The 20,965-nt window shown below is 44.6% G+C and carries 16 protein-coding genes and 4 tRNA genes; 2 read left to right on the top strand and 18 right to left on the bottom strand.

Features of this window, described 5'->3' with window-relative positions; genetic code table 11:
* Positions 1–19 precede the first annotated feature (19 nt).
* From rimM to ffh, 3 genes are all read right to left on the bottom strand, one after another.
* Positions 20–574: a ribosome maturation factor RimM gene (gene rimM, locus ACK5MF_RS05585; RefSeq protein WP_416920177.1), complete on the bottom strand. Its 555-nt coding sequence runs from the start codon at positions 572–574 to the stop codon at positions 20–22.
* 27 nt (positions 575–601) lie between these two features.
* Complete coding sequence (rpsP, locus tag ACK5MF_RS05580; RefSeq protein ID WP_165312245.1) at positions 602–850, bottom strand: 30S ribosomal protein S16; 249 nt, start codon at positions 848–850, stop codon at positions 602–604.
* 305 nt (positions 851–1,155) lie between these two features.
* A complete protein-coding gene (ffh, locus tag ACK5MF_RS05575) occupies positions 1,156–2,541 on the bottom strand; it encodes a signal recognition particle protein (RefSeq protein ID WP_416920174.1) in 1,386 nt (461 codons plus the stop codon).
* A gap of 246 nt (positions 2,542–2,787) precedes the next feature.
* On the opposite strand from ffh, the gene ACK5MF_RS05570 reads away from it, so the two are divergent.
* The gene (locus ACK5MF_RS05570; protein WP_416920172.1) at positions 2,788–3,582 is read left to right on the top strand and encodes a cytochrome C assembly family protein; all 795 of its coding nucleotides are present in this window, start codon (positions 2,788–2,790) and stop codon (positions 3,580–3,582) included.
* A 37-nt stretch (positions 3,583–3,619) separates the two neighbouring features.
* On the top strand, positions 3,620–4,894 hold the full coding sequence (locus ACK5MF_RS05565; RefSeq protein WP_416920170.1) for an HlyC/CorC family transporter: 1,275 nt from the start codon (positions 3,620–3,622) through the stop codon (positions 4,892–4,894).
* Between the two features lie 261 nt (positions 4,895–5,155).
* Here ACK5MF_RS05565 and luxS read toward each other — a convergent pair whose 3' ends face one another.
* The 15 genes from luxS to alaS all read right to left on the bottom strand — a co-directional run bounded on the left by luxS (position 5,156) and on the right by alaS (position 20,826).
* A complete protein-coding gene (gene luxS / locus ACK5MF_RS05560; RefSeq protein ID WP_416920169.1) occupies positions 5,156–5,674 on the bottom strand; it encodes an S-ribosylhomocysteine lyase in 519 nt (172 codons plus the stop codon).
* Positions 5,675–5,791: 117 nt separating this feature from the next.
* Positions 5,792–7,357, bottom strand: a complete 1,566-nt coding sequence (gene gshA / locus ACK5MF_RS05555) for a glutamate--cysteine ligase (protein WP_416920167.1) — start codon at positions 7,355–7,357, stop codon at positions 5,792–5,794.
* A gap of 154 nt (positions 7,358–7,511) precedes the next feature.
* Positions 7,512–10,367, bottom strand: coding sequence for a M16 family metallopeptidase (locus tag ACK5MF_RS05550; protein ID WP_416920165.1), 2,856 nt, complete (start codon positions 10,365–10,367; stop codon positions 7,512–7,514).
* A gap of 19 nt (positions 10,368–10,386) precedes the next feature.
* Positions 10,387–10,842: a YqaA family protein gene (locus ACK5MF_RS05545; RefSeq protein WP_416920163.1), complete on the bottom strand. Its 456-nt coding sequence runs from the start codon at positions 10,840–10,842 to the stop codon at positions 10,387–10,389.
* On the bottom strand, positions 10,839–11,786 hold the full coding sequence (locus ACK5MF_RS05540) for an NADP-dependent oxidoreductase (RefSeq protein WP_416920161.1): 948 nt from the start codon (positions 11,784–11,786) through the stop codon (positions 10,839–10,841). The genes ACK5MF_RS05545 and ACK5MF_RS05540 overlap by 4 nt, the downstream gene beginning before the upstream one ends.
* A 118-nt stretch (positions 11,787–11,904) precedes the next feature.
* Entirely contained in the window at positions 11,905–13,035 is a 1,131-nt protein-coding gene (locus tag ACK5MF_RS05535) for a sodium ion-translocating decarboxylase subunit beta (RefSeq protein ID WP_416920159.1), read from the bottom strand.
* A gap of 9 nt (positions 13,036–13,044) precedes the next feature.
* Positions 13,045–14,829 carry a sodium-extruding oxaloacetate decarboxylase subunit alpha gene (gene oadA, locus ACK5MF_RS05530; RefSeq protein WP_416920158.1) on the bottom strand — a complete coding sequence of 595 codons (1,785 nt, stop codon included), beginning with the start codon at positions 14,827–14,829 and terminating at the stop codon, positions 13,045–13,047.
* Positions 14,830–14,848: 19 nt separating this feature from the next.
* Positions 14,849–15,133, bottom strand: coding sequence for an oxaloacetate decarboxylase subunit gamma (locus ACK5MF_RS05525; RefSeq protein WP_416920156.1), 285 nt, complete (start codon positions 15,131–15,133; stop codon positions 14,849–14,851).
* 634 nt (positions 15,134–15,767) lie between these two features.
* Positions 15,768–15,844, bottom strand: a tRNA-Arg gene (locus tag ACK5MF_RS05520).
* Positions 15,845–15,879: 35 nt separating this feature from the next.
* A tRNA-Arg gene (locus ACK5MF_RS05515) sits at positions 15,880–15,956 on the bottom strand.
* 104 nt (positions 15,957–16,060) lie between these two features.
* Positions 16,061–16,137: transfer RNA gene (locus tag ACK5MF_RS05510), tRNA-Arg, on the bottom strand.
* Positions 16,138–16,179: 42 nt separating this feature from the next.
* Positions 16,180–16,272: transfer RNA gene (locus tag ACK5MF_RS05505), tRNA-Ser, on the bottom strand.
* A 180-nt stretch (positions 16,273–16,452) separates the two neighbouring features.
* The gene (gene csrA, locus ACK5MF_RS05500) at positions 16,453–16,650 is read right to left on the bottom strand and encodes a carbon storage regulator CsrA (protein ID WP_004415691.1); all 198 of its coding nucleotides are present in this window, start codon (positions 16,648–16,650) and stop codon (positions 16,453–16,455) included.
* A 90-nt stretch (positions 16,651–16,740) separates the two neighbouring features.
* A complete protein-coding gene (locus ACK5MF_RS05495; RefSeq protein WP_416920131.1) occupies positions 16,741–17,928 on the bottom strand; it encodes an aspartate kinase in 1,188 nt (395 codons plus the stop codon).
* Between the two features lie 315 nt (positions 17,929–18,243).
* Positions 18,244–20,826, bottom strand: coding sequence for an alanine--tRNA ligase (gene alaS, locus ACK5MF_RS05490; protein WP_416920129.1), 2,583 nt, complete (start codon positions 20,824–20,826; stop codon positions 18,244–18,246).
* Positions 20,827–20,965 lie beyond the last annotated feature (139 nt).

Genomic DNA, 20,965 nt, shown 5'->3' with positions numbered 1-20,965 from the left:
TTTGCCTTATAGTTTAGAGTTAAAACGCTGGATCCCAGTCAACTTCGATCCGTTGAGCTGTGCGATCAATATTTTTGATCACTTGCTCTTCAAGGAACGGAATTAATCGTTCCTTTTGCCCGAAAGCATCTTTCAGATTTGCTTTAACTACGAGAACATCGTTCGAGCCTGTCTCGAGCATGTCAGTAACTTTACCTAGGTCGTAGCCTTGGGTGGTTACCACGTGCATGCCGAACAATTCGCGCCAGTAGAATTCATCTTCTGGCAATTCTGGTAGTACCGCGGGATCAATTGAAATTTCAAAATTAGTCAGTAAGTGCGCATCTTCACGAACATCGAGACCGGCAAGTTTAACTACAAGCCCTTTGTTGTGGCGCTTCCAACCTTCAACTTTGTATTCAACTGACACACCCTTTTGGTTAACAAACCAAGGGGCATAATCAAAAATACTTTCTGGATTGTCTGTATAGGAAAAAACTTTAAGCCAACCACGAATGCCGTAAGTAGCACCAAACTTGCCTACAACAATTTTCTCGCTTTGTTTGCTCATCGTTTCATTACCTTTCATCGACATAAACTAGTTACTCACTAAATGTAAGAATTAAGCCGCTTTTTGAGCGTCTTTTACTAGTTTAGCTACGCGATCAGATACAGATGCGCCTTGTGAAACCCAGTGGTTCACGCGATCTAGATCTAGACGTAGGCCTTCTTCTTGACCAGTAGCAGTAGGGTTAAAGAAACCTACTTTCTCGATGAAGCGGCCAGTAGCTGAGTTGCGGCTATCGGCAACAACGATTTGATAGAATGGACGCTTCTTAGCGCCGTGACGTGCCAAACGAATGGTTACCATGTCGTCCTCTTTGCTTTCTCAAAAATAAAATTAACCCCAGTAACCGTCTTAGATAAAACAGCTTGGGGTCTCGTGCCAAAATAAAGCCCCGGAATTTTACTCTTATTCCGAGGCATTGCAAGGTTTTTAGCTAATTTTTCACCACCAAAAGCAGGGATTAATTACTGTGACCTTGATAACAGTTTGAAACATTTCTAGTTCCCACGCTCCTGCGTGGGAATTCATACCTGAGTTCAAGATTTCCCATCTACTAAATAATTAAGAATGGATTGAACTTGGTATGAGTACAATGGAAAGCAATAACTCTAGCGACCGAAGAAGCCACCGCCTCCGCCCATACCTCCCATTCCGCCCATCATGCCTTGCATGTTGCGCATCATGCCTTTCATGCCGCCTTTCTGCATTTTTTTCATCATCTTTTGCATCTGAGTGAACTGCTTTAATAGGCGGTTAACGTCTTGCACCTGAACACCAGAGCCTGACGCAATACGTTTTTTACGCGAGCCTTTAATCAAATCGGGGTTACGACGCTCTTTCATCGTCATCGAGCTGATAATGGCCTCCATCTGCTTGAACATGCCATCGTCAACTTTATCTTTAACGCCAGCCGGAAGCTGAGACATGCCAGGAAGCTTATCTAACATTCCCATCATGCCGCCCATGTTTTTCATTTGCCCCAATTGTTCACGGAAATCTTCCAGGTCGAAACCTTTTTTCTCTTTGAACTTCTTAGCCAGTTTTTCCGCTTTATCCTGGTCAACGTTGCGTTGTAAATCTTCAATCAGTGACAGTACGTCACCCATACCAAGAATACGCGAAGCAACACGATCAGGATGGAAAGGCTCTAGAGCGTCGGTTTTTTCCCCTACACCCAAGAACTTAATGGGTTTTCCAGTGATATGACGTACAGACAGAGCAGCACCACCACGAGCATCACCATCAACTTTAGTCAGGATCACACCGGTCAGAGGTAGTGCATCACCAAACGCTTTCGCTGTGTTTGCCGCATCTTGACCTGTCATCGCATCGACCACAAACAGTGTTTCCACTGGATCGATAGCTTTATGTAGGTCTTGGATTTCCGACATCATTTGCTCATCGATAGCCAAACGACCAGCAGTATCGACAATTAATACGTCATAGAATTTTTTCTTCGCATGATCAATAGCCGCATTCGCAATATCAAGTGGCTTTTGGTCAGCAGAAGATGGGAAGAAATCAACACCAAGGTCCGTCGCTAACGTTTCTAGCTGTTTGATCGCCGCGGGGCGATAAACGTCGGCAGAAACCACCAGCACTTTTTTCTTATCACGCTCTTTTAATAGCTTAGAAAGTTTACCAACGCTGGTTGTCTTACCGGCACCTTGTAAACCCGCCATAAGGATAACAGCCGGTGGCTGCGCAGCTAAGTTAAGCGCTTCGTTGGATTCACCCATGACTTTTTCAAGTTCGCTCCGTACGATCTTGATAAATTCTTGGCCAGGAGTCAGTGACTTAGAAACTTCGACACCGACCGCGCTCTCTTTCACACGGTTGACGAAATCACGAACTACAGGAAGCGCAACGTCAGCTTCCAATAGCGCCATGCGCACTTCACGCAGGGTCTCTTTAATATTGTCTTCAGTAAGACGTCCTTTACCGCTGATATTTTTCAGCGTCTTGGATAGTCGATCCGTTAAATTCTCAAACATTTTAATTCTCTTCGCGGTACGGCGATTAATTGTGGTGAGTATACCTTAGCCAAGTCCCTAGGCATACCCTATTCCCCATAACAGAACACGCTGATATCTCTATCACTAATAGCATTGAGCTTTGTATTGTTAATTGGGTTAACTTAGCGATATCTCAACTGTGAAAAATCAATCAATATCCACCATGGCTCATTAGAGTTAGGCAATGTATAATTCGTTAATTCAGCAACCATTTATGTGAGAAGTATGGATAACTTAATCGCTATCGTTGCCACGTTACTGTACATATTAGCCATAGCAACCATAGTGCCTAGCCTAGTCAACCAAACGGGAATAAGAGCAAAATCCGTTTTTATTTCTGCTTTCTTTGCGCTTGTTTTTCATGCCTGGCTGCTCGGAGACTTGATAATTAATGTCACTGGGCAGAATTTAAGTATGCTCAATGTCGCCTCTCTGATTAGCTTTATTATCTCTTTAGTAATGAGCATCGCGATGTTCAAAACTCGCTTATGGTTCTTACTTCCTGTGGTTTATAGCTTTTCAGTCATCAATTTGTCTGCTGCTGCACTCTTGCCAAGTACCTTTATTACTCATTTAGAAAATGACCCCAAGTTGCTACTTCATATCTCTCTAGCACTATTTTCTTATTCAACATTGTCGATTGGTGCTCTGTACGCATTGCAACTTGCTTGGCTTGATTACAAATTGAAAAAGAAAAAAGCTTTAACCATTAATCCGAATTTGCCACCATTGCTGATGGTTGAGCGTCAATTGTTTAAAATAATTCTGATTGGCAACTTATTGTTAACTGGTACTCTTATCACTGGTTGGTTTTTTGTTCAGGATATGTTTGCTCAAGGTAAAGCGCATAAAGCCATTTTTTCATTTGTTGCTTGGGTGGTTTATTCGATTTTGCTTTGGGGCCATTATCAGAAAGGTTGGCGCGGAAGAAAAGTCACTTGGTTTGCGATAGCGGGTGCTACTCTACTAACTCTGGCGTATTTCGGTAGCCGTTTTGTCAGAGAAATTATTTTAAACTAAGCCACATTTATTCATTGTTATAAGGAAAAAAATCGTTTTGGACGATATCTCTACAGGTATTTTGTTTGCGCTGCTTGCGTGTCTTATTGTTATTTCTGCCTATTTTTCCGGTTCTGAGACAGGCATGATGTCTCTCAACCGTTATCGTTTAAAGCACCTCGCCAACACTGGGCATAAGGGTGCTAAACGAGTTGAGAAATTACTTAATCGTCCAGATCGCCTTATTGGCCTCATTCTAATCGGTAATAACCTAGTCAACATTCTGGCATCTGCCATTGCAACGATTATCGGTATGCGTCTGTATGGTGATTACGGTGTGGCGATTGCTACTGGTTTATTAACCTTAGTGGTACTAGTGTTTGCGGAAGTAACACCAAAAACATTGGCAGCCCTCTTCCCGGAAAAAGTGGCTTACACCAGTAGCGTTCTGCTCAGCGTGCTGATGAAAGTCTTTGCGCCGTTAGTGGTGTTCGTTAACTTTATTACCAACGGGTTTATTCGTCTGTTGGGGGTAAAAAACTTAAGCAGTAGTGAAGACCACCTGAGTTCAGAAGAATTACGCACAGTGGTCAATGAAGCTGGCGGTCTTATTCCTCGTCGTCACCAAGATATGCTGTTGTCGATTCTTGACCTTGAGCACGTTACGGTGAATGACATTATGATTCCGCGTAACGAAATCACAGGTATCAACATTAATGACGACTGGAAATCGATTGTTCGCCAGTTAACCCACTCTCCTCATGGCCGAGTAGTGCTTTACCGTGATCAAATTGATGAAGCGGTTGGTATCCTGCGTTTGCGTGAGGCCTCTCGCTTTGTGTTAGAAAAAAGCGAACTCAACAAAGAGATCATCTTGCGTGCTGCGGATGAAATCTACTACATCCCTGAAAGCACGCCGCTTAACGTTCAGCTACTCAAATTCCAACGCAATAAAGAGCGTATTGGTCTGGTTGTCGATGAGTATGGCGATATTATCGGTTTGATTACTTTGGAAGATATTCTGGAAGAGATTGTCGGTGAATTTACCACCTCCATCGCACCAAGTTTATCCGAAGAGATCACACCGCAAGGCGATGGTAGCTTCCTGATTGAAGGTAGCGCAAACATTCGTGACATTAACAAGAGCTTGAAGTGGAAGTTGCCAACAGACGGGCCGAGAACATTAAACGGTCTGATTTTGGAGCATCTTGAAGAGATCCCTGCCAGCCAAATCAGTGTTAAAGTCGCCAACCACCCAATGGAAATTGTCGAGTTGGAAGAGAACCGTATTAAGCTGGTTCGAGTTCACCCGAAAAAGCCAAAGAAAGTTTAATTCACAATTCCAGACACAATAAATACAAAAAGGCTTGGTTAACCCAAGCCTTCAGACTGATGACAAACCCAATATCGTCATTCCAGAATTTCGGAACGAAATATCTGGAATCTAGTCTCAACGCACGCTAGAACTAGATTCCTGCCTTCGCAGGAATGACGGTAGGGTTAGGAATATCAGGTATAAATCGAATACCAACTTTGTCAACAAACTCAAGGCTTGGTCAACCCAAGCCTTTTTACTTTCCAAATCCACTAGCAATTAGTCGATTTTCAACTCTTTCAGCATCTCTTCTGGCAGAGCCAGCTCATCATTGCGGTTGACACTGATACCTGCCGCAATCACAGCCTGAGCAATTTGCTTTGCTTCTTCAAGTGAGTGCATTGCTGCTGTACCACATTGGTATTCATTTAGCTCAGGGATCTTGTTTTGCGATTCCACTTTCAATACGTCTTGCATCGCTGCAAGCCATGCATCTGCAACTTGCTGCTCACTTGGCGCGCCAATCAAGCTCATATAGAAGCCTGTGCGACAGCCCATAGGCGAAATATCGATGATTTCAACATTGGCACCGTTAAGGTGTGCGCGCATAAAACCTGCATATAAGTGCTCAAGCGTGTGAATGCCCTTTTCAGACAAAATGTCTTTGTTTGGCGCAGTGAAACGTAAATCAAAAACCGTAATCGTATCGCCTTTCGGCGTTTGCATGTTCTTCGCTACACGAACGGCAGGTGCATGCATGCGAGTGTGGTCAACAGTAAAGCTGTCTAATAGTGGCATTGTTCTTTTTCTCCAATGGTGTTGGAATCTAACGCTATTCCGACACAGATAAATCGTGTTGATCTATTGTTGTTTGCTAATGAATGATAGCTGTCTAACCATCAATCGTGAAGCGGCTTATTTCAGATAAGCAAAATACTGTTCAAGATACTCATCAAAACTTAAGGTATCTTGCTGTTCAATACTGAGCTGTTCTTGAGCGGAACGAATAACCTCTTCTTCCATCATCGTTTCGGAATAAACTTGGTATTGATGCTCTAGGTTTTGTTGACGATACTCCAGACCGAGTGCACACCCCGCTTTACCTAAACCACCAGCCGCTTTCACTTTTTCCAGCAACTGTGCCGACAGTGTTTTTTCAGGGTTGTCGATCCACGTTTCCAGCTCATTACATACTTGCTGATAAGCGTCCCCCTCCATCTGCGCATCCATCACTTCAGCAATTTGACGCAAATCGGCAAACACGCGTTTTGCCCAAGCTTGCAATGACAATTTCTCTCCGTGACAGCCAATTTGTAGTTCTAATCCAACCTGACGACCTTGAACAATCACTTTGTTCCAGTTATCACGCCAACACTCCAGCTCACAGTTATCCATAGGATCAGAATCAGACAGTGCTGCCCAAGTTAAGAACAGATCCAGGAAACGAACTTGCTGTTCCGTTACACCAGCAGGACTAAATGGGTTGACATCTAAAGAACGAACTTCAATGTATTCAACACCACCTCGCGCCAGCGCTTCTGAGGGTTTCTCACCACTTTTCGTTACTCGTTTGGGACGGATTGGCGCATACAGTTCGTTTTCGATCTGCAACACGTTGCTATTAAGTTGACGATATTCACCCGCAACTTTAACGCCAATTTCGGCGAACTCCTCTGAAGGTGTGCGGATGGCTCTGTTCAATCCTTCTAAGTACTGATTCAAGCCATTGAAACCAATCTTCAAACCACTTTGAGCGCTATTGGTATAGCCTAAATCGCTCAAACGCAAAGAGGTTGCATGTGGAAGGTACAAAGTGCCACCAATTTTCTCAAATGGCAGTTTGGTTTCACGACCACGAATAAAAGACGAGCAGAGCGCTGGAGAGGCACCAAAGAAGTACGGGATCAACCAACCAAAACGGTAATAGTTACGGATCAACGCAAAATACGCCTCTGATTTTGTCTCCTGACGCGCCGTTTCATCTTGTTCGCCATACAAAGCGTCCCAGAAAGAGTCAGGGAATGAGAAGTTAAAGTGGACGCCGGAAATAATCTGCATCAAGCTGCCATAGCGCTTTTTAAGACCAGCGCGATACAAGGTTTTCATTCTGCCTGTATTCGAGGTGCCATACTGTGCAAGATTAATATCGTCCTCACTACCTACATAGCAAGGCATAGAAAGTGGCCAAAGTTTTTCATCATTGATGTTAGCTTGAGCAAAATGATGGATATCTTTTAATTGCGCCATCAAAGTTGCTACATCATTGGAAACTGGGGTAATAAATTCCAGCAGCGATTCTGAAAAATCTGTGGTGATCCAACGGTTGGTCAACGCACTGCCTAATGAATGAGGATGCGGCGTCAGAGCCAGCTCACCATCTGATGTATAGCGTAACGTTTCACGTTCAACACCACGGCCAAACTGCTGAAATACTGTAGATTTATTTGCAACTCGTTCAAGTCGCTTGGCAAAATTAGTCAAAATGAGATTCGCTTATATGTGATTCGTATATAGGTTTAGCTTATATATGTATAGTGAGTCGGCCTATTTCCCTTTGCGGTTCTACCTTATAGAGGCAAAATCCATCAGGACAGACAGGAGGCACGCGAACGTCGCCTCCTCATTAATGTGTACTCTAGCGGATGATTTCAAGCTCTTCTACGGGAATAGTTAATTTTTCTAGTTGCGGTTTAAGAGTTTTCGCATCACCGACCACGATAATTTGGTAGTCGCTTGGGTTAAACCACTTGGCTGCCAAACGATCTAGCGTCGCTTTATCAACGGTTTTCACTAGCTGATTACGTACCTGTAAATAGTCTTTATCCAAACTGTACGTCAATATACTGCTCAACAAGGAAGCTTTCTGCCCTGGAGTTTCATATTCCAACGCCTCTTGTTGACCAACAGCTAGACGTAAAAAATCCATTTCTTGGTCGGTAAGCCCTTGCTCACTGAACTTAGCCATTTCATTTTGTAACTCAACAATAGAATCTAACGTCGCATCGGCTCTCACTTGAGCATTAAACAGCACGGCACCAATTTCTCGATTACTGGTAAAATAACTGCTGGCACCATAAGTGAAACCTTTGTCTTCACGCAGATTCTGATTAATTCGACTATTAAAGTTGCCCGCCAAATTGAAGTTGGCTAACTGACTTAAATAGAGCTCGCCAGTGGCATCGAAAGGCAAGCCACGTCGAACCAAACGCACCACTGACTGAGGAGCTTGCGGTTTATCAATCAGGTAAATTTTTCTCTCAGTCAAGGGCGGTACTATTTGCGGGTCTATCAGAGGGGAAGCCTCGCCTTGCCAATTGGCAAAAAAACTCAGTTGCTTACGAATCTCTTGTTTAGAGATATCACCGACCACCACGATTTGCGCGCCATTTGGCGTGTAATGCTCACGATAAAAATGTTTTACATCATCTAATGTCAAACTAGCAATCGAATCTTTAGTGCCATCACTGGAGCGAGCAAAAATAGATGAGCCAAACAATACCTGACGGGTTGCTTGTGATGCCAGCCACTCTGGTTGCTGATGCTGGTAAACCATGCCCTGAATCATTTGCTGTTTGATGCGGTCGAAATCATGTTGCTTAAAGCCCGGTCTGAACAGTACTTCTTCAATCACTGCAAGCGTTTCTGGTAGATTTTTATCCAAACTCGAAACCACAACACTGGTTGAATAGGCATTAGCGTTGACGCTGATGGTCGAACCCAGTTTGTCCAGTTGTGCCTGAATATCTTCGACATTTCTTAAAGCCGAATCTTGCTCCATCATAGCTGCGGTTAAATTCGCTAACCCTTCTTGCCCTCTCGCGACATGCCTTTCACCCGCAGGAAGTTTAAACTGAATCACCACTGTCGGTGTTTCAGAGGTTGTCGTGCCAAGCAACTCAGCACCGTTGTTGAAATAGATCTCATACAATGTTGGCATATGTGCCTGAACTGGCTCAGCAATTTTTGGCATCACTGCACGGTCAAAGTTATCGACCACTGAGCGATACGCTAATTGTTGCTCGCTAATTTTTTCATGCTCGGGCAACGTACGCTCAGGCGTAACAAACGTCGCCTTTTGTACTGCATAATCGGTTTTGCCTTGAGGAACAATGCTAAGAGTCACCTTGTTGCGACCATCAATATATTTTTTAAATACATCAGATAGCGACTTCGGTGATACTCGGCTCAACTGCTCGAGTTGCACTTGAATACGGTCCGGCTCGCCATAGAAGGTTTCATTAGACGCCAACTGTGATACTTTTCCAGACACACTTTGCAAGGCAAAGACAGAGTTCGCTTCTGCCATACCGGTAATTTGTTCTAATCGCGTCGCTTCAGCCCCTTTAGTTTTAAACTCATCCAGGGTTCGCATCAGTTCTTGATAAAGAGGGGCTAACTGACTTTCGCTTCCGGTTGGAGCCATAGCGAAAACATAGAAATTACACGCTAACTCAGAACAATCATGGAACGAACCTGCACTAACGGCTTTCTGCGTTTTGACCAAATTTTGGTAGAGATAGCTATTGGTGCCACTGCCAAGCACGCTAGCCAAAACATCCAAAGACATTTGATCATCCGCACCACGGTAGGATGTTGGCCAACCGATAACGACCATAGGCTGCTGGATGCGATCTTCCATGGTCACAAAACGGCTTTCAGGCAACAGTGCTGGTTGCTTGTTAGCATGGCTAACTTCTGGCCCCGTCGGTATCGAGCCAAAGTATTTGCTGACCCATGCTAAAGTTTCATCCACATCAATGTCACCACCAATGGTCAAAACGGCATTATTAGGCCCATACCAACGAAGGAAAAACGCTTTCAAATCGTTGACATCAACTTTGTCGAGGTCTTCCACATAACCAATGGTCTGCCAAGAGTATGGATGCCCTTCTGGGTATATCGCTTGCGCGATTTTTTCCCACATTAGGCCATATGGACGATTATCATAATTCTGTGCACGTTCATTCTTCACTGTATCGCGCTGGATTTCGAACTTACGCTGCGAAACAGCATCAAGCAGAAAGCCCATGCGATCGGACTCTAACCACAGCACTTTTTCCAACTGATTGGCAGGTACAGTCTCATAGTAATTTGTGCGATCCCGATTGGTGGAACCATTCAGTGAGCCACCGGCTTCTGTGATCAGCTTAAAATGCTCTTGGTCTGCGACGTGTTTTGAACCTTGAAACATCATATGTTCAAAAAAGTGCGCAAAACCGGATTTACCCACCTCTTCACGCGCTGAACCGACGTGATAAGTCACATCCACATGCACAAGAGGATCAGAGTGGTCGGGGGAGAGAATAACCGTTAACCCATTGTCTAAACGGTATTTAGAATAGGGGATCATCACTTTATCAGCAGCGGCATCAACTTGTTCGACTAAGTGAACACCTTGAGGAAGTGCGGAGAGTTCAGTCTCTGGTTTGGTTTGAGTACTACAGCCATAAATGGCGATCAACGAAAAGGCACCAGCCCAGATTTTCCGCATAACATCTCCTTAGAAAAGCTTAGAAATAAAAAACAATGGCTAGAATGGAATAGCGGAACGCTTTGCCAATCAAAATCATGACAAATGAAGGTAAAAATTTCATTCTTAACCAACCTGCAGCCAGACAAAGAGGATCACCGATAATAGGTAGCCAGCTAAACAGCAAAGACCAGTAGCCATACTTGGTTAACCAAACTAAAGCTTTATGACCATGCTTTTGTTGTTGAGTTCGATTTGGTAACCACAGTCCTAACCAATAGTTAACCAGACCACCGAGGGTATTGCCAAACGTTGCGATGGTAATGACAGAAAATACGGGATATTGGTTCAGCGCCAAAGTTGCAAGCAAAGCGGCTTCTGAACCTCCGGGAAGCAAGGTAGCACTCAAAAAGCCGCCAAAAAAAAGAATCCACAGTGCTGAGTCTGAAAAATACTGTGCTAATTGAAGAAAAAGGGAGTTAAAAAACTCGATCATTTCATATCAAGCAGAATTTTGCCTCGAGTATGCCCAGTTTCTATCTGTTGATGAGCTTGTTGAACTTCATCCATGGGGTAAATTTGCTGAATTTCCGTTTTGAGTAAACCGACACTGACCATGTATAACATAGTGTCTAATTGCTCAGGATTTGGGTCGACCAACATACCCGTGGCTTGAAAACCGAGCATTTTCGCTTTCTCGCAGATCAGTTCAGCACTGAGGGTGGGCACAGTAATCACACGGGCATTATCGTTCAAACACTTCAAAGCATCCAATGCCGCATCACCACCAACGAGATCGATTAACACATCCACTTTTTCAATACGCTGTGATACCGGTGCAAACTGATAGTTAATCGCATGGGCGCCAAGTGTCGCCAAATAATCCAAATTACTTTCACTACAAGTGGTGTAAACCTCTGCTTTTGCTGCCAATGCTATCTGTATCGCTAAATGACCAACACCACCCGCCCCCGCTAAAATAAGTACCACATCGCCTTCTTTCACTTGCGCTTTATTCAAAGCCTGAGCGGCGGTTTGACCGGCAAGCGGAAGAACAGCAGCAGCCTCGAGCGTCACCGCATCTGGAACTACACTGAGTTCCCTTTCAGCAACACAAACATATTGGCTATAGCCACCGCCTCGAGTAGGGAAGCCAATAAAACCGGCAACTCTATCTCCTTGTTGCAAATGAGAAACACCTTGCCCAGTTTTCACCACTTGTCCTGCGATATCGTAACCCGGAACCCAAGGCAAGTTATCTTTATTTTGCGCTGCAGCCCATCCTAACCCTGCCCGTGTTTTGACATCGATAGGATTAATCCCTGAGTAAGCAACACGCACTAATACTTCACCCGCCTTAGGCTCTGGTATCGGTGACGATAAAATTGAAAGAACTTCCGCCCCACCAAACTGAGTGATAGCAATTTGCTTATTTTCCATTTCAACTGTCCCTATAGCGCAAAATAAAAGGGATGCTAACAGCATCCCTTTGAATATATACCAATATTTGCAAACACTACAGTTTCATACCATTAAAGCATTAAGCATGAACCCTGTCCTACCCCACCAGCGCAAGTAACACACCGGCAGCAACCGCCGAGCCAAGCACGCCAGCTACGTTAGGTCCCATCGCATGCATTAATAGAAAGTTCTGCGGGTTAGCTTGCAATCCCACTTTATTGACCACTCGCGCAGCCATAGGAACCGCAGAGACACCCGCCGCACCAATCAGTGGATTGATATCTTCTTTTGAAAACTTGTTGAGAACCTTAGCCATAATAACGCCGCCAGCAGTACCGATACTGAATGCCACGGCACCTAATGCCAAAATACCCAGCGTCTCTAAATTTAAGAATTTATCCGACTGAAGTTTCGAGCCAACACCAAGACCCAAGAAAATAGTCACGATGTTGATCAACTCGTTTTGTGCAGTCTTAGACAAACGCTCAACCACTCCCGCTTCACGCATTAAGTTTCCTAAACAGAACATACCAACAAGTGGCGTCGCTGACGGTAGGAACAAAATAGTCATCAGCAGGACAACCAGTGGGAAAATGATTTTTTCGGTTTTCCCGACATGACGAAGCTGAGCCATTTTAATCTGGCGCTCTTCCGGGGTGGTTAACGCTTTCATGATTGGTGGCTGAATGATTGGAACCAACGCCATGTAGCTATAGGCTGCAACGGCAATCGCACCAAGCAAATCAGGTGATAGTCTGCTCGCCAAGAAGATCGCAGTTGGGCCATCAGCACCACCGATAATTGCGATCGATGAAGCATCAGCCATAGTGAATTCCATTCCCGGCACATAGTTAAGTAAAATCGCGCCAAACAAGGTCGCAAAAATACCCAACTGCGCAGCGGCACCCAACCACAGAGTTTTAGGGTTTGCTATCAAAGCCCCAAAATCCGTCATTGCTCCTACTCCCATAAAGATCAACAGCGGGAAGATACCCGATTCAATCCCTACGTGATAAACGTAGTAAAGCAAACCGCCAGGCTCCGTGAAACCTGCATTAGGAATATTCGCCAGAATAGCACCAAAGCCAATTGGCAGGAGTAACAAGGGTTCAAAACCTTTACGAATAGCGAGAAAAAGCAGCAAACAACCAACCATAATCATAATGATCTGACCGAGTTCGAAGTTAGCTATACCGGTTTCTAGCCATAAGGTCATTAATCCGTCCATGGTACTCCCTTACGCTAAGCTCAGCAGTGGTGAACCCACCGCGACAGCATCACCTTCTTTAACATGAAGATCCTGAACCAAGCCAGCACGAGCCGCCCTCACTTCGGTTTCCATCTTCATCGCTTCAAGAATAATCAGCACATCACCTTCCGCCACTTCTTCACCAGCCGCCACATTCACTTTGAAAATGGTACCAGCAAGAGGAGCTGAGACATCTTCGGCATCACTTGATGCCGCTACAGGTGCTGCCACCGGTTGGGCATTTGTTGGTGTGATTGAAGTCAGTTGACCTTGCGGTCCAACTTCCACTTCATAAACATGACCATCAACTTTCACGCTGTAAGTTTCGATACTGCCAACTGTCGCTTTAGCTGCAGGAGCCGCGACAACCGGAGCCACAGGCTCTTTGCCTGGTGCTGGCTCAAACGCATCGGGATTATGACGATTTTTCAGGAACTTGAGACCAACCTGAGGGAATAGTGCATAGGTAAGAACATCATCAACCGTATCTTCAGCCAGTGATATTCCATCTGTTTTTGCTTTTTCAAGCAGATCCGTTGTTAGGTGATCCATCTCGTTGTCTAACAGATCGGCAGGACGGCAAGTGATCACTTCAGCCCCATTAAGTACGCGCGCTTGCAGTTCAGCATTCACTTCAGCCGGGGCTGCACCGTATTCGCCTTTTAGTAAGCCAGCCGTCTCTTTGGTGATGCTCTTATAACGCTCACCGGTTAATACGTTGATAACCGCTTGGGTACCGACAATTTGCGAAGTCGGCGTAACTAATGGAATATATCCCAGATCTTTACGCACGCGAGAGATCTCTTCCAGAACTTCATCAATGCGGTCAGCCGCACCTTGTTCTTTTAATTGACCTTCCATATTGGTCAGCATTCCACCCGGCACCTGTGCAATCAGAATGCGAGAATCGACACCTTTTAGTTGACCTTCCCACTTCGCATATTTCTTACGTACCTCACGGAAGTAAGCTGCAATAGGCTCGATTTGTTCCAACTTGAGATTGGTATCGCGTTCAGTACCTTGCAGCATAGCGACAACCGTTTCGGTTGGCGTATGGCCATAAGTCTGGCTCATTGAAGAGATGGCAGTATCAAGAATATCGATCCCTGCTTCTACCGCTTTCACCGCAGTCGCTGTCGATAAACCCGTGGTTGCGTGACAGTGAAGTGCGAGCGGAACATTACAAGATTCTTTAATGCGAGTGATCAGCTCTTCAGCTTCATATGGCTTTAGTAGGCCAGACATGTCTTTGATACACAAAGAATGGCAACCCAGATCTTCTAACCGCTTCGCGAGATCAACCCAGGTATTCGCATTGTGAACAGGACTGGTTGTGTATGAGAGTGTACCTTGAGCGTGAGCACCAACATCAATCGTTGCTTTTACCGCTTTCTCAAAGTTGCGTACGTCATTCATCGCATCAAAGATACGAAAAACATCCATACCATTGGTATGCGCTCGTTCAACGAATTTCTCTACCACGTCATCCGCATAATGACGATAACCGAGTAAGTTTTGACCACGCAAAAGCATTTGCATCGGCGTGTTAGGCATCGCTTTTTTCAGCTCACGCAAACGCTCCCATGGGTCTTCCCCTAAAAAGCGAATACAGGCATCAAATGTTGCTCCGCCCCAAGTTTCCAGAGACCAGTAACCAACTTTGTCCAGCTCTGAGGCTATCGGCAACATATCTTCGATACGCATACGCGTAGCAAATAACGACTGATGGGCATCACGAAGGACCACATCGGTTATGGCAAGTGGTTTAGACATGCTTATTAACTCCTTTTAATTATTTACTACTTTTGGCAGCAGCTAAGGTGCGGTGTTGATGTACCGCTGCAGAAATAGCTGCTACAACCTGTGGACTAACCGCATGTGGGTTAAAAGCCGCAGATTTCACTGGTACTTTTTTATTTTTGTTAGGTGTACTGATCGGTTGGGGTACTTCTTGTGGTACCCATTTAGACATTAACCGAACGAGATAAACCAATAAGGTTAGAAATAGAAAAACGAAGCCCATCCCTGTAATCATCAGGGTAGCCGCGTCTACTAGCAGGCTTCCAATATTTGTCATGTTGCTTCCTTTCTTTGTCATCCTGACAACAATTGTCCAAAACCGAGATCACTGGCTAAGACAAGTGAGCGGAAATTATCTCGACTGTTCAAAAATTGTCAATTTAGTTGAGACCACTCTTCTAGAAGCACCCACACTGAGTGCCAGATTTATGGCATAGCTAACAAAACAGCGCAAATCGACTGTAAACCAGTAATACCACTCCGGATCCCAATGTGAATCTGTTTGGCAATGAATGGTATGAAGGTGTTGACAAAGGATTTTGTGATTTACAAATAGATTAAAGAAGTTTTGAAATGAAATTTGAGATCTAAGCGATAAAGTTACCGAGCTTTGAAGCAGAACAGTGACTTAGCGCTCATAAATCATACCATCCTAAGTGAAAATACGATCAGATTGAATATCGATGGAACAGCGAATGAGCGTCGAACACAAACACGCCCTTATTTTTTTATAAGAATGCCCGTCCATGGGGCTCCGCCGAGCCATCCATGGCTCGGAGGGTTTGCTTATCGACACCCATTCACTGATCAGAAAGTTTTCCAGATGGTATAAATCACTAAGAAGGGGTATTTGTGGTTGAGAAAGCTTAAAGCAAGAAAAAGCCCCGCAATATATGCGAGGCTTTCAGTAGTGGCGCGTCCTGGAGGATTCGAACCTCCGACCTCCTGGTTCGTAGCCAGGTACTCTATCCAGCTGAGCTAAGGACGCGCAGAATCAATGAGATTAATCATCAACTTCAATAATGGCGCGCTCAGGAGGATTCGAACCTCCGACCGCCTGGTTCGTAGCCAGGTACTCTATCCAGCTGAGCTATGAGCGCGCAGTGTTTAATATTCTCGTCTTAAAAACTAAGACTGATATAAGGGCATACCCCCAACATCTAAGATTTTTGCTGTTAACAACAACATCTTAGACGATAAATAATGGCGCGTCCTGGAGGATTCGAACCTCCGACCGCCTGGTTCGTAGCCAGGTACTCTATCCAGCTGAGCTAAGGACGCACTTTGTTCTTTGTTTGGCTGCTAACCCAAACAAGGCAAGAATGGCGGTGAGGGAGGGATTCGAACCCTCGATACGGCTACAAACCGTATACTCCCTTAGCAGGGGAGCGCCTTCGGCCTCTCGGCCACCTCACCGTCTTGCGGAGGCACATATTACGATTTACCAAAAATATGTCAAACATTTTCTTGGCAAAAATAGCAAAAACCAAGTCAATCGTTGTCAATTTAATCAAAGCGCTATGAAATTACACTTTAATTAAAAAAAGCATCTCTTAAAAACAAAAAAGGCTGGCGAATAGCCAGCTCTTTTGAGAATTAGTAGTTGCCAGATGCAACGTTACCATTGCCCTTTTCAGCTTGAATGCGCATGTAAATTTCTTCACGGTGAACAGATACTTCTTTCGGCGCATTTACACCAATACGTACTTGGTTACCTTTTACGCCTAAAACAGTCACAGTGACTTCATCACCGATCATTAGAGTTTCGCCAACACGACGAGTCAAAATTAGCATTCTTTGCTCCTTGAGTAATCTCTGAATTATCTTGCAATTATACTATTATCCACCAGAAGTTATCTTGTCGTAAACTCTCATGGCGGTTTATTAACCTAAAGATACTTGCCTAGGTTGAAAATCTAATAGTTCGTCAGAAGTTATAAAAGCTTCATGCAAAATATTAGCTGCTGAATTAACACTTTCTGGACTTAACATAAGCATTGATGATTGCGAAGTCGTTGAAATGTAATGAATCTTTATATCGTGTTCAGCCAGTAATGCAAAAGAACGGTCAACTAAGCTCGGGGCTTGTAAACCTACTGTGGTTAATAAACTCACATGTTCACTATTACGGATTTTATCGCTGAACACCAGCTTCAACTTAGCACAAGCATCAAGTTTTATAACTACTCCTGCCCATTCTGTATCCTCGATCACACTCCATACTTCAATACCTAACATTTGGCAATGTTTCTGTAGGCTTGCAAGTGCTTCACGCTCAGTTCGAATCAAAGCCATATCTCTTTGAATAGCGATACAACAAACAGGTTTAGTTCCCAGTTCGCCTTTGATCAGGCTACCTTCATTGACATCGAAAGTAGACAGAACACGAAGTGGAACGGCATTATCCCAAGCGTATTGAACGCAAGGTAAATGTAAAACTTTTGCACCTTTACGCGCCATCTCTTCCATCGATGGAAAATCAACAATATCTAATTTCTGAGCATTGGGTACCACTCTTGGATCACAAGTGTACACACCATCTACATCAGTGAAGATTTGGCATTCGTCAGCCTTGAGAGCTCCGGCAAGTGTCACAGCACTTGTGTCTGAGCCACCGCGTCCTAACGTGGTGATATCCCCATTCTCATTAACACCCTGGAAGCCAGCTACTATCACAATTTGATCTTGTGCCAGTAGCTCGTTAATCGTTCGAGTATCAATGTTCTTAATCGTCGCGTCATTGTGCAGATTGTCCGTCACAATGTTCGCTTGAGCTCCGGTTAGTGAACGTGCAGCAAAACCTAATTTATTTAAAGTCATTGCTAACAGTGCCATCGACACTTGCTCACCAGCAGAGAGCAAAACATCAAGTTCTCTTGCCGTTGGTACGCTATCAATTTGTTGGGCTAATGCCACTAATCGATTGGTTTCACCCGACATTGCAGATACCACTACAACAACTTGATTACCATCATTTTTCGCCTTTATGATGTGTTCAGCTACAGTATGGATTGTTTCAATTGAACCCATTGAAGTTCCGCCGAACTTTTGCACGATAAGGGGCTTGTTCACCAGTATTCACCTTCCCAAGACCGAAGTCTCATACGTACCAACTCATCTATCCAACCGATAAATTCGTTTAGTAATAACAAAAACAAAACCAAGCAGATAACTGCGCGGAAAACTCCACCCAACTACACCACTTGGTTAATGGAATTAAACGACACCAGTTTCATGTTGCAACTGGTGTATACCCAAACTACTTGAAGTTGCAGGTAGGCGGCAAGTGAGTGAATCCCCATGAGCATAGATAAACTATGTGATTGGGGTGAACGAACGTAGCCAACACCGCTGCAGCTTCAAGTAGGAAGGGGATAGATAATTAATTTATAAGCGTTCTTCCAGCCAAGGCTGCACAGTTCGCATCGCCGCAGGCAAAGCAGAAATATCGCTACCACCTGCTTGCGCCATGTCTGGACGACCACCGCCTTTACCGCCAACTTGTTCGGCAACCATTTTCACTAAGTCGCCAGCTTTCACTTTGCCAGTCAGATCGTTAGTCACGCCAGCAATAAGGCTGACTTTGTCATCTGCCACATTGGCCAATAGAACAACACCACTACCTAGTTGATTCTTAATATCGTCAACCATGGTTCTGAGATTCTTGCTGTCTGCGCCTTCAAGACCCGCAATAAGAACTTTAGTGCCATTGATCACTTGAGCTTTACCCATAATGTTGGCACTTTCAGTTGCTGCCATTTTATCTTTCAGCTTCTGAATTTCTTTTTCTAACGCTTTTGCTTTATTAGCCGCTTCAACAAGCTTCTCTTCATATTTACGAGCTTGAGCATCAATCACGTCAAGTGCTGACTCACCAGTCACCGCTTCAATACGACGGATACCCGCAGCAATACCACCTTCTGAAATGATCTTGAACAGACCAATATCACCGGTATTTGAGGCGTGGATACCACCACACAGTTCGGTTGAGAACTCGCCCATTGAAAGCACTCGCACCTGAACATCGTATTTTTCACCGAACAGTGCCATTGCACCTTTTTTCTTCGCTGAATCGATGTCCATGATGTTAGTTTCAATCACGTGGTTACGACGTACTTGCTCGTTAACCAAACGTTCAACTTCTTTCAACTCTTGATCGGTGACCGCTTCTAAGTGAGAGAAGTCAAAGCGCAAGCCCTCAGGTTTCACTAAAGAGCCTTTCTGAGCTACGTGTTCACCTAAGATCTGACGTAATGCAGCGTGCAGTAAATGCGTCGCAGAGTGGTTAAGAGACGTTGCCAGACGGCGTTTAGCATCCACTAATGCGGTGACTTTATCGCCTTTAGCGAATACACCTTCAACAAGCACACCATGATGGGCAAATGCGTTACCCAGTTTCTGCGTGTCTTCGACTTTGAACAAACCTGATTCAAGTTTTAGTACACCGGAATCGCCACATTGACCGCCAGACTCAGCATAGAAAGGGGTTTCGTCTAATACGACAATCGCTTTGTCGCCTGCAGACAACGCATCAACTTCATTGCCTTCAACGAACATTGCGGTGATAGTGCCTTGACCTTCTGTTGCGCCGTAGCCACAAAACTCAGTGCTGCCATCGACTTTGATCAATGTATTGTAATCAGTACCAAACTGACCCGCTTCGCGAGCACGTTGACGCTGCTCTTCCATCGCAGTTTCAAAACCAGCTTCGTCGATAGTGAAGTTACGTTCACGAGCAACGTCGTTGGTTAAGTCTGCAGGGAAACCGTAAGTATCGTACAGTTTGAATACGGTTTCGCCGTCAAGCTCTTTGCCTTCTAAGCTATCAAGCGCTTCATTGAGAATTGCCATACCACGGTCAAGTGTGCGACTGAAGTTTTCTTCTTCAATGCGCAGTACTTTTTCCACTACCGCTTGTTGCTTCTTAAGTTCATCACCGGCTGTGCCCATAACATCTGCAAGCACAGAAACCAGTTTGTAGAAGAATGAACCTTGTGCACCCAATTTGTTACCGTGACGAACTGCGCGACGAATAATACGGCGCAGCACATAACCACGGCCTTCGTTAGAAGGCATAACGCCATCGACGATTAAGAATGCACATGAACGGATATGGTCAGCAACAACGCGTAGCGACTGATTTGAAAGATCTTGGTGACCCGTCACTTCAGCAGCGGCTTTAATGAGCGTTTGGAAGACATCGATCTCGTAGTTTGAGTGTACGTTTTGCATAATTGCAGAGATACGCTCAATACCCATACCTGTGTCTACAGACGGTTTAGGTAATGGTTCCATCGTGCCATCAGCATGACGGTTAAACTGCATAAATACATTGTTCCAAATCTCAATGAAACGGTCACCATCTTCTTCAGGTGAACCCGGAGGACCGCCCCAGATGTGATCGCCGTGATCATAGAAAATTTCAGTACATGGACCACATGGACCGGTATCGCCCATCTGCCAGAAGTTATCTGATTCATACGCTTTACCGCCTGGCTTGTCGCCAATGCGAATAATGCGATCTGCAGGAATACCGACTTGCTTGTTCCAGATGTCGAATGCTTCATCATCGGTCTGGTAAACCGTGACTAGCAGACGGTCTTTGGGTAGCTGAAGTACTTCAGTCAGAAATTCCCACGCGAATTTGATGGCATCTTCTTTGAAATAATCACCAAAGCTGAAGTTACCCAACATTTCAAAGAATGTGTGGTGACGCGCGGTGAAACCCACATTTTCTAAGTCATTGTGTTTACCACCGGCGCGAACACAGCGTTGAGCTGTTGTCGCGCGAGTGTATGCTCGTTTCTCTAAACCTAGGAAACAATCTTTAAACTGGTTCATCCCTGCGTTAGTGAACAGCAAGGTTGGATCATTAGCAGGCACCAAAGACGAACTATCGACGATTTGGTGACCTTTACTTTCAAAGAATGAGAGGAACGCGCGGCGAACCTCATCCGTGCTCATGTACATGCAGCTCTTCCTGAAATACTCAAGTTAGAATTTTGCGCTATTGTAAAGCATGGATAACAGTTCGCCTAGTTTTCTTAAAGAAAAGACGAGCAAGAATTAAAATTTAACGGAATGTCATTAAGTTAAGTAAAGGATTGAT

It is taken from the genome of Vibrio sp., from assembly GCF_047973365.1.
GTDB lineage: Bacteria > Pseudomonadota > Gammaproteobacteria > Enterobacterales > Vibrionaceae > Vibrio.
This window is presented reverse-complemented; position numbering and strand designations above follow the sequence as displayed.

Coding starts and splice junctions, on each gene's coding strand:
- rimM (WP_416920177.1), bottom strand. CDS start 574: ATGTCGATGAAAGGTAATGAAACGATGAGCAAACAAAGCGAGAAAATT.
- rpsP (WP_165312245.1), bottom strand. CDS start 850: ATGGTAACCATTCGTTTGGCACGTCACGGCGCTAAGAAGCGTCCATTC.
- ffh (WP_416920174.1), bottom strand. CDS start 2,541: ATGTTTGAGAATTTAACGGATCGACTATCCAAGACGCTGAAAAATATC.
- ACK5MF_RS05570 (WP_416920172.1), top strand. CDS start 2,788: ATGGATAACTTAATCGCTATCGTTGCCACGTTACTGTACATATTAGCC.
- luxS (WP_416920169.1), bottom strand. CDS start 5,674: ATGCCACTATTAGACAGCTTTACTGTTGACCACACTCGCATGCATGCA.
- ACK5MF_RS05550 (WP_416920165.1), bottom strand. CDS start 10,367: ATGCGGAAAATCTGGGCTGGTGCCTTTTCGTTGATCGCCATTTATGGC.
- ACK5MF_RS05545 (WP_416920163.1), bottom strand. CDS start 10,842: ATGATCGAGTTTTTTAACTCCCTTTTTCTTCAATTAGCACAGTATTTT.
- ACK5MF_RS05540 (WP_416920161.1), bottom strand. CDS start 11,786: ATGGAAAATAAGCAAATTGCTATCACTCAGTTTGGTGGGGCGGAAGTT.
- ACK5MF_RS05535 (WP_416920159.1), bottom strand. CDS start 13,035: ATGGACGGATTAATGACCTTATGGCTAGAAACCGGTATAGCTAACTTC.
- oadA (WP_416920158.1), bottom strand. CDS start 14,829: ATGTCTAAACCACTTGCCATAACCGATGTGGTCCTTCGTGATGCCCAT.
- ACK5MF_RS05525 (WP_416920156.1), bottom strand. CDS start 15,133: ATGACAAATATTGGAAGCCTGCTAGTAGACGCGGCTACCCTGATGATT.
- csrA (WP_004415691.1), bottom strand. CDS start 16,650: ATGCTAATTTTGACTCGTCGTGTTGGCGAAACTCTAATGATCGGTGAT.
- alaS (WP_416920129.1), bottom strand. CDS start 20,826: ATGTACATGAGCACGGATGAGGTTCGCCGCGCGTTCCTCTCATTCTTT.